The sequence below is a fragment of the Streptosporangium sp. G11 genome (assembly GCF_051192615.1).
In the GTDB taxonomy this organism is placed as follows: Bacteria; Actinomycetota; Actinomycetes; order Streptosporangiales; family Streptosporangiaceae; genus Streptosporangium.
Genome location: NZ_JBPJUQ010000126.1, coordinates 1 through 13,497, shown reverse-complemented (window position 1 = coordinate 13,497; position 13,497 = coordinate 1). Strand labels below are relative to the sequence as shown.

The following is a 13,497-nucleotide window of genomic DNA, read 5'->3' as shown; positions in this document are numbered from 1 at the left end:
TCATGGTCAAAAAGTCTCGCCGGTCCACCGAGCCTCCTAGTGCTAGATCGTTCAGCACTTTCACGGTAATTGCCTGATCCCCGTGTGCGGGAGTGCTCTTTGTTCGGCCGCACGCGGTTTCCATCCAGTCCGGCCATGGCATCGTCTGGACCAGCACGAATGGCACCTCGTGTAGCGCGGCGGTTGCTCGCTGGGCCGACGGTTGCGGAACGACCTTGCCAGATTCCCAGCGGTAAATCTTCTGCCGCTGGCGCGCTAGTCCTCCGAGGTCGAGCCCTCGATGTACACCGTCCAGTTCTTTCGCGTATTCAGCCTGGGACAGACCGAGTCGGGTGCGTAGTCAGCATCGCACCCCCGAACACGGGGAAGCCCTTCCCCGTGCCGGAGCAGGTCCGCTTGCTCTGGTAACAACGAGTTCTCTGATCACACACCAACAACGACAGTGTGATGTCCTTGCCCACTTATTGGCCGCCCTTCTTCAGGAATTGCGATGAAAATCGACATTGTTCACCCCGGCTACTATCCCTTAAACGCCACAGACTTCGACAGCGTCGGTCTCGGCGGTAACGATACCGGAATGGTCCTAGCCGCTCGCGGATTAGCCAGACGCGGCCACCAAGTTAGAGTCTTTGCCCACTGTGACCCGCATACCGATCAGGGCGTCACCTGGCTTAACCTCCATGACTTGTATCCCAGAGAACACCGCGACGTGGTGATTTTCTGGGTGCGCACCCGCAGAATCGATGCCAGCCAGTTCAACGCACCGGTACGCGTGGCCAAGCTTGGCCTGAAGAAACCGAATATAGAACTGCTACCGCAGGTCCAGCATGGCGAGATCAATTTACTGCTGGCTTTCTCCTCCTTCCAACGGGATAGGTATTGCCAGCGTTACCACTTCCCAGCCGAGGCGAACTGGGTGGTCACCGCCGACGGCCTGGATATTTCCTATTACCCACCCGGCCCGGCCAAGCAGCCCGGAAAAGTGTTACACGCTGCCAACCCCGACCGCGGACTCAAGCTTGTGCTCGACGTATGGCCGGCCATCCGGCAGCGTCACCCCGAAGCCACATTGACCATCGCCTCAAGCTATCTACTGCGCGGAATAAGCGCAGAAGAAGATTTACAAAAAGGAGGGCACCTATATGAGCGTGCACGCCGCATGTCGGAATTGGGAGTGGCGTACCTGGGACGGCTGCCCAAACCTGAATTGATTCGTCATCAGCTGTCGGCGCAGGTCTACCTGTATCCGACAACATATGAGGAGACCTGCTGCATCGCCGCCTTAGAAGCTGCGGCGGCCAGCGAAGTGATCATTTGCTCGCCGTCTGGTGCGCTACCCGACCGGGTGCGTCATGGCGTCACCGGCCTGCTCATTTCCGGAGACCCTACTGATCCGCATGTTCGTGACCGCTTCGCGACCGAAACAGTCCGTGTGCTGAATGATCGCGATCTACTGACTCGTCTGGCGACCGAAGCCCGTATTCTGGCCCAGACCCACGACTACACCAGCGTTCTGACCACCTGGGAAGACTCCTTCGCCCGCCTACTTTAACGGCCGATGGGGGCAACGCCTCCCAGTAGGTTATTGACCGAGCGATATCTATGAGCCGATCGTCCGCAGGAGACGGTGGGCGCGTTCTCTCTGGGTGGCGAATTCGGGTTCGCGAGTAAAGCGCTGACGCCACAAGACAGCCAGCCAGCGCAGTGCGCAGGTGCGCTGCGCGGCCCTAAAACGCGGCGTCAGCGCTGCGGTGATTCCCAGATCGGCATGCAGGCTTTCCCAGACCTCGTCGTCAATATCGCGGGCGCTGATGTGCTCACAGAGGTCGGCGGCGTCGAACGCGGTATCGGAGTAACCCGTGAACTCGAAGTCGACGCAGCGAATTTCGCCTCCGTCCCATAGCCAGTTCAACAGGTTGGAGTCTCCGCGGCTGAACACCGCAGGCGCGGGGTTCAGCAGGAGTTCCCGGTCGCCTGATTCTTCCCATCGGCGCAGCAGGGTGAGCATGTCGGCGGTGAGTGGTTCATCTGCTGCGTCGGCGAGCTGGTCTGGCCACAACCGGGTGAGCCGGTTGATGTAGTGGGGGGCGGAGTCGATTCTGGGGAGCTCGGCGAGCAGGCCAGTGAGAGGGACCTCGGTGAGGCGCCCGTGCAGGGCGGCGAGGGCTTTCAGCGCCGGTGTGGGCTCAGGCAGATGGGTGGCGGGGAGAGGCTCGCCGGGCAGCAGCGTCATCGCGATTGCCGGATAGGGTCCGGCGGGGTCGTACCACACGGGTGCGGGCACCTCCTCGATGCCGGTGCCGGCCACCGAGGTGAGGGCGTGCCATTCGCGCTCGGCGCGCCTGCGCTCGTCGATCTTGTACAGCTTGATGCATATCTCGGTGCCTGATGACGGATCCCTCCAGCCGTAGACGAGGTTGTTACGGCCTCCGCTGAGCGGACGCATCCCCCACTGCGTGGCGGCGCGGGCACCATGATCTGAGCCGGTCGCGTGGGCTGCGCGCAGCTGGGACAGCAGTGCGGTGGGAGGCTGGGCGCGCATCAAGGCTCCAAAGGGGATGCGGTGTGCGGTTGCGGGCAATGAGGCAACGCTCAGCCTACGGGGCGCCGCTGGGGGCGCAGGAGGTTTCCGTGTCAGAGAGTAAGGATCTGCTGGCGGCGTGAACGGCGGCACAGACGCGCTGGTGGATGCTCTGTGGCGATTCTGAGATGTCGATCTCCAGGATGGTCAAACGGGCGTCGCGGGCGGCTAGTTCGCGATAGGCGGTATCGACGTGGCGCAGGTAGGTCTGTTGTTCCAGGGTGAAGGGACGGGCGTCGCGAGCGACAGCCCGCCGAATGGCCTGCGGTGGTGGGAGTCGCAACCAGATCGCCAGGTCCGGTTGACGGCCGGTGAGAGAACCGATGGTGGTGAGCCAGGCGATGGCGGCCTCGACGTCGTCGACGCCGTCGTGTGGCTCGTTGTGCAGCAGGGAGGCCAGGCTGTAGGAGTACATGGTGTGGATGCCGCGGTCTTCGATGACGGTGTCGTGGTCGCCGAGCGCCGGGGTGATGAGGGTGGCGGTGATGTTGGCGCGGATCGCGGCGGCCAGGTGAGTGTCGGTGATCACGTCGCCGTGGCGTTTGAAGGCATCGCCGCAGGAGGAGAACAGGTCGAACAAGACGTCGCCGAGGGGGTCGGTGGTCAGGGTCGCCAGGTCCGGTAGGTGCGCCACCGTTTGCCCGCTCGCGCGCAGGTGCGCGGCCAGCAGGGCGGCCTGGGTGCTTTTGCCGGATCCGGGGAGGCCTTCGAGGCTGATCAACATAGGTGGGGCTCCTGGGTGGTGATCGGGCGGGCCCTCAGGTGCGCAGGAGAATTCCGTCGGTGGCTTGGCGGGTGGCGGCGAGGATCGGCTCGCGCAGGGCGGGTGTGGTCGCGATGGTCATCTGGGAGGTGGGGCCGTGCGCGCTACCGTCGTGGTCGATGACGAGCGCGCCGGCTTCGCGGGCGATGACTGATCCGGCGGCCATGTCCCACAGGTTGTTGGACAGCGTGAGGGAGGCGTCCAGGGTGCCGTCGGCGACCAGGGCGAGATCGACGGCGGCCGAGCCGAGCATGCGCACGCGCCGGGCACTGGCGGCTAGGTGCTGGTGGAGGGCGAAGCTGGCGTCGTTGTGGTCGGCGACGTCGTCGCCGAAGCCGTAGTCGCCGACGGCCACGATCGCCTGATCCATGTCGGTGGTGGTGGAGGCTGCGATGGGGGCGCCGTCTCGCCAGGCGCCGTGGCCGTCGGCGGCCCAGTAGCGGTGATTCAGCATCGGCAGGCAGATGATCCCCAGGACGGCGCGGCCGTGGTGGATCAGGGCCAGGGAGATGCCGCACAGGGGAAGGCCGCGGTGGTAGTTGACGGTGCCGTCGACCGGGTCCAGCACCCACAGGGTTGGTGCGTCGGGGTTGCCGCCTTCTTCCTCACCGAGGAAGGCCACCTGCGGGATGGCCTGGTGGAGGCGGTCGCGGATCAGGTGTTCGATGGCGATGTCGACGTCGGTGACGGGATCTTTGGCCGATTTGTCGGTGATCGTTGTGGGTGGGTGGGTGAGCAGGTGGGCTTCGGCCAGGGCCACCGCGTGCAGGCCGATGCCGAGCAGGTGGTCGATGGGGGGAAGGGGGGTGTGCACGGGGCGTCTCCTAGCGGGCGGGGGTGAGAAGGCCCGACAGATGGTCGCGGCACTGGGCCAGGCAGTCGGCAAGGGGTTCGTCGGTGCAGATTCGCAGCTTGGGGTCGGGGATCGGCTCGGCGGTGGCGCGCAGATGCCGGTAGAGGGTGTAGTCACGGTTGGCGGCGAGGTGGGTGCCATGTTCGTGGTCGCGGTCCAGGCGGCGGCGGGCGGTGGTGGTGGCGCACACGCATTCGATGAAGGTCAGCGCTTGGCCAGCCTGGGTGGCGAATTGTCTGATCTGGTCGACTTGGTAGCGGCGCAGGCAGGTGCGGCCATCCATGATCACGGTGGTGCACAGGGCGGTGGTCAGGGCGAATTGCGCGGCCTGGAGCATCATGGTGACGCAGGTGTCGTCCTGGTCGCGGGTGTAGGTGATGTGGCCGGGGCCGAACAGGGCGTGGCGTATGCGGTCTTTGTCCAAGACCAGGGCGTTGAGTTCACGGCTGAGGTGGTCGGCCAGGGTGCTCTTGCCGGTCGCGGGGAGTCCGGCCATCTGAATGATCATTGAAGGTTCCTGGCGGGTCGTCTCTCGGGTACCGGGTTCATGTCCGGGGTGCCTGCGCGGGCTGATCGAAGAGCGTGTGGCCTAGCGTGGCCGAGCCTCGTTCGAGGACCTCGTGCAGGAGGGCCCAGAGGGGGTCGATGAGGTGAGGCCACCCCGCCTCGGCGCGGGGGGTAGTAGAGGTGTGCGGGTGGTGGAGGTGGGCGGCGTCGGCGAAGAGGCTCAGCGGGTGTCCGGCGGCGGTTTTCGGGGGCGCCGCCAGGCGCAGGAGCGCCGCGGGGTAGGCGTCGGCTGGTGTGAGGACCGGTAGCGGCGTGGGATGGCCGGGGATGGGCTGGTGGGCCCGGCGGCTCAGCAGTGCCCCCACGAGGTGGTGACTCGCCGGGTCGTCGACGCGTGGATCTCCGGGCAGCTGGGTGGTCACATCGACGTGAACAGTTGGGAGGACGAGGTCGCCAGTGGAGCGGATCAGGGTGCCTCGCGCACCGGCCTGGTAGCCGAGCTCGGTGAGCAGGTCGCGGGTGCGGTCGAGGTCGGCGCGGGTGACGAGCAGGTCGATGTCGCTGAGCTGGCGTGTCCCGCTGCCGCCGTACAGGGTGCTTTCGGCGGCGATGCCGCCACAGGCGGCGAACCGGATCTCGCGGCAGGCGTGGGTGATCTTCGCGGCTTCGGCCCGGTACAGGTGCGTCTTGTGCTGATTGGCGCGCCAGACGCCGTGCAGGTGACGCATCACCCGGGTGGGCACGTGCTCGGTCAGGTCGGCGTGGGTGAGGGCTTCGGCCAGGACGCACACGAGTTTGTGCTCGATGGCGTGATGCAGCAGGCTTCCCCAGCCGGTAGGTGGGGGGAGCAGGGGCGCGAGCTGGGATCGGTCGATGCGGCGCCGCCGAGGACGGCACAGCAGGGTCAAGAGGGCGCGCGCCGCCGCTGCGTCGTCGGCGGCACGGTTACCGGAGGCCGCGGGGGTGAGCGCGGAGGCTGCGGGGGCGGCGATGGCTGCGGGGGCGGGCGTCGGGTGGTGTTCGGCGGTCATCGGATCGCCGCCAGCAAGGTGGCGATCTGCTCGGCGAGGACGCGCCGATCTCCTGTGGTCTGGATTCGGTAGCAGGGCACCTGCTCGGCCAGCGCGGAGATGGCGGCTTTCAGGTGCTGGGTGCCGCTGGGTGCGGGAAACAGCCAGTGGTTGATGCGGGAGCTGACGGCGCCGGTGGGGTCGCGCATGAACAGGCGGGTGGCGGTGAGGGTGCGTGCTACCTCGTGCGGCGGCACGGGGGTGGCACGCACCCCGGCGTGGGCGGGGTCCAGGTGCGGCCACACCATCAGGCGCGGGCGGCACGAGGGGGCGAGAGTTCCGCCGTGCAGCAGCCGCGGAAAGTCCCCCGGCGCGATGCTGACCTTGTCTCGCACCGCCCACAACTGCTCGGTGCTCAGGTGCTGGGCCGAGGCGGGGACGAGGTCGGCCAGGTCGGGGATGGCGCTGAGCATGCCGACACCGGCGCGCATCCGGTCAGGCCAGGGGTAGGCGGTGAGCTGGGCGCCGGGTTCGGCGCCGGGCCAGATGAGCAGGCGGTCGTTGGTGACGTAGTCGGCGCCCAGGTGGCGTAGCGCCGCCAGCAGCGTGGTGGTCTTGCCCGCGCCGCGTGGCCCGCAGATGAGCACGCCGTGCCCGGTGATGGACAGGGCGGCGGCGTGGGCGTACACCGCGCCGCGGGCCAGAAGTTGTCCGGTCATGGCTTGGCGAGTCAGCCGCGAGCACCAGTAGGTGGCCGCCTGGGTGCTCGCGCAGTAGGCGTTCACCTCGCCGAGGTCGGCGGAGGCGCAGATGAGTGTCGTTTGGGCTTCGGCCCAGTACAGGGTGGCGCCGTGTTCGGCGGGTAAGACGGCGGCGGTGAGGTTCGGGCCGATCTCCTGGTGCGGGGCCGCGGAAAACAGGGCGTTCAGCCGCTGGGTGTTCAGGTGTGGGGTGCGGTGCACGCTCAGGTGCCGGGATGCGGGGGTGCGCGGTGCTCGCGGGCGGGCATAGCACCACAGCAGGTCGCGGGCGTGCGCGGCGGCTTCGGCGACGTTGGTGCGCAGCTGTACCGAGGCGGTGGCTTGGGTGAAGGTGTCGCTGATGAGGGCTGCGCCGTCGGTGGGCTGCAGGTTCGCGGCGAGGTCGCTCAAGACGGTGGGCTCGCTCACGAATGGCTCTCCTTCGGCGGCGGCGCTGATCCGAGCAGGGTGTCGGGGTCGGGGTCGAGGGTGGCGGGGACGGGCTCGACGGGTGAGCGATGGCGGGAAAACCACGCCTCTGGCCCGGCGTGTACGGCTGCTTGTCGCAGGAGCGCGATGTCGGCGCACGTCGCGTGCAGGTGCCAGTCGGCCAGGTCGCGGGCGGCGAAGTGCTCGGTGAGCCAAAAGGGTGGGCCGGCGGCGACCGGCTCACCCCACCCGCGCGGTTGAGCGGCGGGGCCGACGGGCTGCGGGTTCGGTGTCCGGATGCCGGTGAGGGCCGGGACGGGATGCTCAGCGCGGTATTTCAGCTCGGGCGACAATGCGGCCTGCCGACTGCTGTGACCCGATCCCTCTGGCCCGCCCCCACGACCAGACACGTCAGGCAGGCCGGGCAGGTCGGTGTAGATGTTGAAGACCGCGGCCCCTTCTTCGCTGAGGACGTAGGTGACGTGCGCGGCGCCGAGCGGCACACTCATCAGCTCGCCCGGCCCGGCGATCTGATGACACAGGTGAGGGCCTCGCGCATCGTGCCAGGCGGTCATCATCAGCACCTGGCCGCTGATGACCTGGAAGATCTCCAGCTGAGCAGGAGTGTTCCAGTGGCCCAGCGAGCGCACCGGCTCCCCACCGGGTAATGATCCACCGCTATAGAGGACTAGATCGGCGTAGACGAACTCCCCTCCACCTGCAGGCCCGGATGGGCCGGGGAGCGGTAGCGCGCGGCGCGGCGGCTGGATGTCGCGGTAGGCGGCGTACAGGACCCGGTCCTCACCGGCCTCGAGGGCGCGGCCCAAGATGTCGGCGTTGGGCACGACGATCGCGGTGTCGCGGGCGGCTCGCAGCAGAGCCGACATATACCGCACGGTGGGCCGATGGTCTGGCCCTACCGGAAACCGGCCTTGTGTGAGGGCTAGGTCCGGCCGGTGCCCGGCGGGCCCTGCCGCAGCGGGGGCGATCATGGTGGTGTTTCCTTCGCGGGATGCGCGTTACCGCCGCCGCCCTCCGCGGCGGCGTGGGGGGTGACGGCGGGGATTCCCAGGGCGTCGGCGGCGGCCTCGGCGAGCTGGGACAGATCCCAGATGTCGGGAGCCTGCGGCCGCGAGGGGCGTTTTCTGGGGTTGAACCACACCGCGCGGCACCCGGCCTCCAGCGCGCCGAGCACGTCGGTTCTCCAGTCGTTGCCCACGTGCACGACGTGCTCGATCGGCACGCCGGCGCGTGCGGCGACGGCTTCGAAGACCTCGCGGCGGGGTTTGGCGATGCCCAGGTCACTGGAGTAGACGGCATCATCCAGCAGTTCACTCAGATGGTGGCCCTCCAGGATCTGCTGCGTCACCTGGGCGGGGGTGGCCAGGGTGTTGGAGGTCAGTGTCAGGTAGGCGCCGCGCTTTTTGGCCTGGCGCAGCGCGGCGTGCGCGCCGGTGATCACATCGGGGCAGGCTCGCAGCACGGCGTGGGTGTGCGGGATGACGAGCACGTCAACGAGAGGTTCGTCATCGGCTAAGCCGAGCCCGCTCAGCAGCTGCTTGACCTGTTCGCGCACCGGGAGCTGCTCACCGGTGGTGCGCTGGTGATCCAAGGTATCCGCGCGCGCCTGACGGACGCTCACCTCGACCTGCTCGGGGGTGCGGACGTATCCGAAGTCGGTGATGGCGGTGTGGAACTCGCGGATACGCCAGCGCGCCTCGGCGTCTCGGTCGCCGTAGGTGATCAGGGTGCCCCACAGGTCGACGCTGAGCACCCAGCGGCCCGTCATTGCTCTGCCGGGTGTGCCTGGCCGGTGTGCCCGTGCAGCCAGGCGGCCGTTTGAGCGGGGTCGGCGCTGGCGAACAGCAGTGATCCGGCGACGACGCCGTCGGCGCCGGCGGCGGCCAGCGCCGGGACGGTGCCGGTCCGGATTCCTCCATCGGCCAGCACGCTCACCGTGCGGCCCGCGGGCTGGGAGGTGAGCAGGTCGCGTACCGCGCTGATGCGCCGTGGGGCGGCTGGGTCCATGGCCGTGCCCTTGGTGCCCAGCGCCGTGCCGACCATCACGATCACGTCGACCACGTCCAGGAGGGGGAGGATCTGGGCGGGATCGCTGTCCAGGCGCAGCGCTAACCCTGCGGCCTTGCCCTGGTCGCGGATCATCGTCAGGGCGTGCCGGACATCTGCCGTTTCCAGGTGCACGGAGATCAGATCGGCGCCCGCCTCGATCCACCGGCCGATGTGGGTGACGGGGTCGCGGGCCATCAGATGTACGTGGAACGGCACGGGGGTGCGTGGCTTGAGCTGGGCGAGCAGCGCGGGAAAGAACAGCGGTTCGGGCACGAACCGGCTGTCGGAGGCGTCGAGGTGGAACAGGTCGGCGTGTGGCTGCATCCGGTCGACCTCCGCCGCCAGGGCGCCCAGGTCGGCCGACCACAGGGAGGCCTCGATGAGGAGCCTGCCCGGATGGCTGTTCGCCCACACGGTCCGCTGGTGGGAAGGGAGCATCGCGCTCACGCTCCGGGCGCCGTGGCCGCGGCGGCCAGGGCTTGCCGGCAGTGGGTGACGGAGCTGACGATCAGTTTCCGGACGGTTTCGTCGTCGTCTTCGAAGCGGGGAAAGACCTCCAGCATGACCGGGACCTCGGCCAGGCCCGCGTCAGCCAGGTGCCTTCCCACCTCGGTGACGTCCACGCATCCGCGGGGGTCGGGCCATCCCCAGTGCGGGTCGCCGTGGCGGTCGGTGTTGTCCAGGTGCACCAGGGCGATATGCCGGCCCAATCCGGTGATCCACTCCTGGACGGTGGCGTTCGGCCCGTACAGCGGCTCGTACACGGTGTGGCCGATATCGAGGGTGTAGGCGGCGTTGGCGGCGCCGGCCGCGTCCAGGTCAGCGATCAGCTGAGCGCATTGGGCGATGGTGGAGGGGATCTCCCGCACGATCGGGGTGGGTTCGATCAGGAAGTGTTCCAGGCCGGCGTGGTGGGTTCGCTGGCACAAGACCGCGAGCGACTCCACCAGGTCCTCATACCGGGCCCGGGTGTGGCCGGGGTGGGTGGCGTCATCAGCGCTCATGCTGCCCAGCGGCCCGCCGACCGCGCGGGCGCCGAGGTCGGCGGCCACGTCGATGGCGCGCAGCCACCAGGTGCGCGCCATGGTGCGCGCGTCAGGGTCGGGATCGAGCAGCCCGGCGGGCACGTAGTGCGCCAGCCCCACGCAGGCGCTGTGGATGCTCAGGTCCTGGCGCTCGGCGGCCTGGCGGATCCGGGAGATGACGCGGCCGCGCTCGGGCTCAGACCACCAGGGGTCGAGGAGGTCGAAGGTGAGCTGGACGCTGCCCAGGCCGAGGTCGTCGCGGACGAAGGCCGCCCACGCCTCGGGGGCTGGCATGCGCTTGACCGCGAAACACAGGTTGATGCCGAGATTCATCATCGCTCCTTACCTGTTGCGGGGTTGGCTGGTGGCGGTGAGCGGGACGGCGTTGCGGGCGAGCCAGTCGCTCAGGCGCTGGGTGAACTCCGCCAAGGAGTGGGCGGTCCAGACGAGGGTGTAGTCGATCATCAGGTTGTTGGAGTCGGTTCCGCCGAAGCGCCGGCAGTCGGTCTGCAGGCCGACACACGGCTTGCCCAGGGCGTGGGCGATGCCGAGCTCGACGCAGGCGCCCTCGTCCGGGACGCGCCCGTCCAGTAGGAACACCAGCAGGTCGCACTCATCGATGGCGGCCCGATCGGCGTCGTAGAGGCGGCGGCGCACGGCGTCTTCGTCCAGTCCCTGCCGGATCAGGGGTGCGGCTTCGCCGCCGTCGCGTTGGGGCAGGTAGGTCTCCAGGCCGAGCTCGCGCAGCAGGTGGTCCAGGCGCAGGTTGTAGGCCTTTTCCGCCTCGCTGAACAGCGGGGCGGCGATGTAGGCGCGCATGAAAGGCTCCTTCGACGTTCAAACAGGACACGATCGTTGTCGGCGACGGGCTCAGGTCGGCTCAGCGTGGGGGCCGGGCGCCGACGGCATCCAGCGCGGCCCAAAACTCCGCGGCCCGGTGCTCGGGGTAGGTTCCATCCCGCATGGCGGCCAGGTAGTACTCCTGGACGCGACGCCACTGCCAGGGAGGCGCCTCGAAGGGGGCGTCGATGCCGTTGTTGATCAGGGAGATCCAGCGGCGCAGGCAACTGGAGCACTGTCCGCAGTGCGTGGGTGAGCCGTCGTCGCGGCTACAGGAAAACGTCAGCAGCAAATCCTCGGCCGCCAGCCCTTGGGCCAGGTACCAGGCGACGATCTGCGTTTTGGTCATCTGCCAAAACGGGCTGTTGAGCGTGAGTGGCCGCCCGGACAGGCGGGTCATGAAGGCTGAGATGTCAGCGAACGCCTCGGGGCTCTTGTCGAGGGTGTGGTCCCCGCGCACCCCGACGCACCAGATGGTGTCGGCGCGGTTGGCGGCCAGCATCGCCAGGTGCGCGTTACGCATCGCGATGATCGCATCGTCTTGCTCCCAACCGCCGAGGGTGAGCTCGGTGCTGAAGGTGACCTCGATGCCGCACCGCTGGCTTAAGGCGGTGATGGCGGCGCGTTCCTGGGCGGCGTAGCGATGGCCGAGGTCGAAGTACAGCGCCGGGGGCCGCTCCAGGTAGTACCAGGCGGGAAAGCTGTCCAGGCCGGCGGAAAACAGCAGAAGCTCAGACACGATCGGCTCCTTCGGGAACCTGTAGCAGGGTCAAGACCTCGTGTTCGATGTCGGCGACGACCTCCTCGACGCTGCGCAGCCCGACGGGCACGCGCGTGATCCGCTCGGGCAGGGAGGCGCACACTTGCCGGTAGGCGGCGTCGAAACGCGGCAGAAACTGCAGCCGTTCGATGGAGGCCGCATCGCCGCCGCCGTATCCGCGTTCGATGGCGCGCTCACGGGCCAATGGCCACGGCACGTCCAAGAAGAAGGCGCGGTGCGGATGCAGGAACCACGGCCGCACGCACGCCAAAAGCCGCTCCATCATCGCTTCAGGGGCAGCATCGGCGCCGAGTCCGCAGGCTTGCGGCGGGTGCTCGCCCAGGACGGTGAGCGCGTAGGCGAGAGCGGTGTACAGGCCGTGATCGATGATCACGACATCGTGGCCAGTCAGCGCCGGACGGTAATCGTGCTGGTGGTGGTAGGCCTGGCGGCACCAGCGCAGCAGCACATCGACGACGGCGTGGTGGGGCGCGCTGTAGCCGCCCGCCCCGTGGCGGTGGCGCAGCGGGGCGCCGTCCAGGAGTTCTGACAGGTGGGCGATGACGCCGTGGCGTGGCCCATAGTGCAGCAGCTGGGTGCGAAACCCGTGCCCGCTCAGCCGTTGGCCGAGTTCGTGGGCCGCGGTGGACTTGCCCGCCCCCCACAGGCCCTCGATCGTGATCGCGATGCCATGGTGCACGCCGAAGGCACGCCCCGCCGGCGCGGGCCCTGCCGCTACGGTGCGGGTCGGTGATCGCGTGGCTGTGTCCATGTCGGCCTTCCTGAGGTCGAAGCTCATGGTCTTTTCGACGCGGTGACGCCGAATGGGTTACCGGCCGCGTTCATCGCCCCACAGCAGGACGTGCAGGCGCAGCGTCAAGTGCCAGCCGCGGGCGATAACTTCCTCGGCCAGCTCACGTCCGCCGATCATGAGGGTCTGCGGATCGGTACCTTGCGGCATGATCCATACCGGGGTCAGCGCGAACTCCTCCGCCAGCCGGGCGACCTCTTCCACGTCCGCGCGGTCACAGGCCACGAACTTGAACACCGCACGGCCGCTGGCGGCCAGCGCACGCAACGCCGCCGGCACGACCCTGCGGCGCTCGGCCATCCCGGAGCTGGCCAGCTTCGGCGAAACGTTGCACCAGGCGCGCTCCAGCAGAGCGGGCGCCGGGGTGATCGTGCCGTTGGTCTCGATCTCCACCCGGCGGCCCGCATCGGCCAGCCGCGTCACGAGCTCTACCAGCGCGACTTGCTGCAGCAGGGGTTCACCGCCGGTGATGACGACCAGGTTCACCGGGTGGGCCAGCACCCAACCGGCCACCTCCTCAACGCTTTCGCGCCGGGATTCGGCGGCCAGGTCAAAGCGTGTCCGATCCCAGGTGTAGGGGGTGTCGCAGACGAAAGCGGCGCCGTCGGCCGCGCCGCACGCCAGGTTGCAGCGCGACAGGCGCACGAACACCGCCGGATGACCTGCGCTGGGCCCCTCACCTTGCAGCGTGACCCCGAAACGCTCGGCGATCAGCAACTGCCGACCCTCCCCCACCGTGACGCTCATGTGGGCTCTATCAGACACTCGGCCCACGTCGTCGGGGTCTCCGACACCCGCATCGCGACCAGCCGGCCGGGAATGTGCGGCTGCACCTGCGCCTGGAACCACTGCGCCAGATGCAGGGCGAGAAGCTCACTGGTCGGCGCCACCTCCAGCACCTCGTTGAGGAATCGGTGGTCCAACTCCTCCTTGATATAGGTCCCGAACGGCGCCAAAGCGCCGAACTCGGTGACGAATCCCGCCCCGGTGAGCAGCGGCGCCTCCAAGACCACCTCCACCGTGTAGGTGTGGCCGTGCAGGCGAGTGCACTTGTGACCGGCCTGCAGAGCGAGCGGATCGGCGGGATTACTGCTCAGGCGATGGGCGG

General features: G+C 68.3%; 16 protein-coding genes. 1 reads left to right on the top strand and 15 read right to left on the bottom strand.

All coding sequences use genetic code 11. From position 1 onward, the window contains the following. The first annotated feature begins 490 nt into the window (after nucleotides 1-490). Complete coding sequence (locus ACSDR0_RS46335; protein WP_435295366.1) at nucleotides 491-1,552, top strand: glycosyltransferase family 4 protein; 1,062 nt, start codon at nucleotides 491-493, stop codon at nucleotides 1,550-1,552. A 48-nt stretch (nucleotides 1,553-1,600) separates the two neighbouring features. Here ACSDR0_RS46335 and ACSDR0_RS46330 read toward each other — a convergent pair whose 3' ends face one another. From ACSDR0_RS46330 to ACSDR0_RS46260, 15 genes are all read right to left on the bottom strand, one after another. After that, complete coding sequence (locus tag ACSDR0_RS46330) at nucleotides 1,601-2,542, bottom strand: aminoglycoside phosphotransferase family protein (RefSeq protein ID WP_435295365.1); 942 nt, start codon at nucleotides 2,540-2,542, stop codon at nucleotides 1,601-1,603. A 55-nt stretch (nucleotides 2,543-2,597) separates the two neighbouring features. Further along, nucleotides 2,598-3,305: a dTMP kinase gene (locus ACSDR0_RS46325; protein ID WP_435295364.1), complete on the bottom strand. Its 708-nt coding sequence runs from the start codon at nucleotides 3,303-3,305 to the stop codon at nucleotides 2,598-2,600. Nucleotides 3,306-3,339: 34 nt separating this feature from the next. Beyond that, a complete protein-coding gene (locus ACSDR0_RS46320; RefSeq protein WP_435295363.1) occupies nucleotides 3,340-4,158 on the bottom strand; it encodes an inositol monophosphatase family protein in 819 nt (272 codons plus the stop codon). 10 nt (nucleotides 4,159-4,168) lie between these two features. Then, entirely contained in the window at nucleotides 4,169-4,771 is a 603-nt protein-coding gene (locus tag ACSDR0_RS46315; protein ID WP_435295367.1) for an AAA family ATPase, read from the bottom strand. After that, a complete protein-coding gene (locus ACSDR0_RS46310; protein WP_435295362.1) occupies nucleotides 4,743-5,735 on the bottom strand; it encodes a nucleotidyltransferase family protein in 993 nt (330 codons plus the stop codon). Before ACSDR0_RS46310 ends, ACSDR0_RS46315 begins: the two co-directional genes overlap by 29 nt. After that, a complete protein-coding gene (locus ACSDR0_RS46305; protein ID WP_435295361.1) occupies nucleotides 5,732-6,883 on the bottom strand; it encodes a hypothetical protein in 1,152 nt (383 codons plus the stop codon). The genes ACSDR0_RS46310 and ACSDR0_RS46305 overlap by 4 nt, the downstream gene beginning before the upstream one ends. After that, complete coding sequence (locus tag ACSDR0_RS46300; RefSeq protein ID WP_435295360.1) at nucleotides 6,880-7,770, bottom strand: hypothetical protein; 891 nt, start codon at nucleotides 7,768-7,770, stop codon at nucleotides 6,880-6,882. Before ACSDR0_RS46300 ends, ACSDR0_RS46305 begins: the two co-directional genes overlap by 4 nt. Nucleotides 7,771-7,871: 101 nt before the next feature. Then, the gene (locus tag ACSDR0_RS46295; protein WP_435295359.1) at nucleotides 7,872-8,672 is read right to left on the bottom strand and encodes an HAD family hydrolase; all 801 of its coding nucleotides are present in this window, start codon (nucleotides 8,670-8,672) and stop codon (nucleotides 7,872-7,874) included. Then, nucleotides 8,669-9,391: a hypothetical protein gene (locus ACSDR0_RS46290; RefSeq protein WP_435295358.1), complete on the bottom strand. Its 723-nt coding sequence runs from the start codon at nucleotides 9,389-9,391 to the stop codon at nucleotides 8,669-8,671. Before ACSDR0_RS46290 ends, ACSDR0_RS46295 begins: the two co-directional genes overlap by 4 nt. A gap of 5 nt (nucleotides 9,392-9,396) precedes the next feature. Continuing rightward, nucleotides 9,397-10,311, bottom strand: coding sequence for a sugar phosphate isomerase/epimerase family protein (locus ACSDR0_RS46285; protein ID WP_435295357.1), 915 nt, complete (start codon nucleotides 10,309-10,311; stop codon nucleotides 9,397-9,399). Nucleotides 10,312-10,320: 9 nt separating this feature from the next. Next, nucleotides 10,321-10,797: a nucleoside 2-deoxyribosyltransferase gene (locus ACSDR0_RS46280; protein ID WP_435295356.1), complete on the bottom strand. Its 477-nt coding sequence runs from the start codon at nucleotides 10,795-10,797 to the stop codon at nucleotides 10,321-10,323. Between the two features lie 61 nt (nucleotides 10,798-10,858). Next, entirely contained in the window at nucleotides 10,859-11,557 is a 699-nt protein-coding gene (locus ACSDR0_RS46275) for a 7-cyano-7-deazaguanine synthase (protein WP_435295355.1), read from the bottom strand. Then, nucleotides 11,550-12,377 (bottom strand): dTMP kinase, encoded by an 828-nt coding sequence (locus ACSDR0_RS46270; RefSeq protein WP_435295354.1) that lies wholly within the window; start codon nucleotides 12,375-12,377, stop codon nucleotides 11,550-11,552. Before ACSDR0_RS46270 ends, ACSDR0_RS46275 begins: the two co-directional genes overlap by 8 nt. A 30-nt stretch (nucleotides 12,378-12,407) precedes the next feature. Then, nucleotides 12,408-13,136 carry a 7-carboxy-7-deazaguanine synthase QueE gene (locus ACSDR0_RS46265; RefSeq protein ID WP_435295353.1) on the bottom strand — a complete coding sequence of 243 codons (729 nt, stop codon included), beginning with the start codon at nucleotides 13,134-13,136 and terminating at the stop codon, nucleotides 12,408-12,410. Next, nucleotides 13,133-13,497: 6-pyruvoyl trahydropterin synthase family protein (locus ACSDR0_RS46260; protein WP_435295352.1), on the bottom strand; the 365-nt coding region annotated here is incomplete at its 5' end. The genes ACSDR0_RS46265 and ACSDR0_RS46260, both read right to left, overlap by 4 nt.

Bases quoted from the DNA above. Each gene is read 5' to 3' on its own strand.
- ACSDR0_RS46335 (WP_435295366.1), top strand. From the start codon at position 491: ATGAAAATCGACATTGTTCACCCCGGCTACTATCCCTTAAACGCCACA.
- ACSDR0_RS46330 (WP_435295365.1), bottom strand. From the start codon at position 2,542: ATGCGCGCCCAGCCTCCCACCGCACTGCTGTCCCAGCTGCGCGCAGCC.
- ACSDR0_RS46325 (WP_435295364.1), bottom strand. From the start codon at position 3,305: ATGTTGATCAGCCTCGAAGGCCTCCCCGGATCCGGCAAAAGCACCCAG.
- ACSDR0_RS46310 (WP_435295362.1), bottom strand. From the start codon at position 5,735: ATGACCGCCGAACACCACCCGACGCCCGCCCCCGCAGCCATCGCCGCC.
- ACSDR0_RS46300 (WP_435295360.1), bottom strand. From the start codon at position 7,770: ATGTCGGCTCTGCTGCGAGCCGCCCGCGACACCGCGATCGTCGTGCCC.
- ACSDR0_RS46295 (WP_435295359.1), bottom strand. From the start codon at position 8,672: ATGACGGGCCGCTGGGTGCTCAGCGTCGACCTGTGGGGCACCCTGATC.
- ACSDR0_RS46290 (WP_435295358.1), bottom strand. From the start codon at position 9,391: ATGCTCCCTTCCCACCAGCGGACCGTGTGGGCGAACAGCCATCCGGGC.
- ACSDR0_RS46285 (WP_435295357.1), bottom strand. From the start codon at position 10,311: ATGAATCTCGGCATCAACCTGTGTTTCGCGGTCAAGCGCATGCCAGCC.
- ACSDR0_RS46280 (WP_435295356.1), bottom strand. From the start codon at position 10,797: ATGCGCGCCTACATCGCCGCCCCGCTGTTCAGCGAGGCGGAAAAGGCC.
- ACSDR0_RS46270 (WP_435295354.1), bottom strand. From the start codon at position 12,377: ATGAGCTTCGACCTCAGGAAGGCCGACATGGACACAGCCACGCGATCA.
- ACSDR0_RS46265 (WP_435295353.1), bottom strand. From the start codon at position 13,136: ATGAGCGTCACGGTGGGGGAGGGTCGGCAGTTGCTGATCGCCGAGCGT.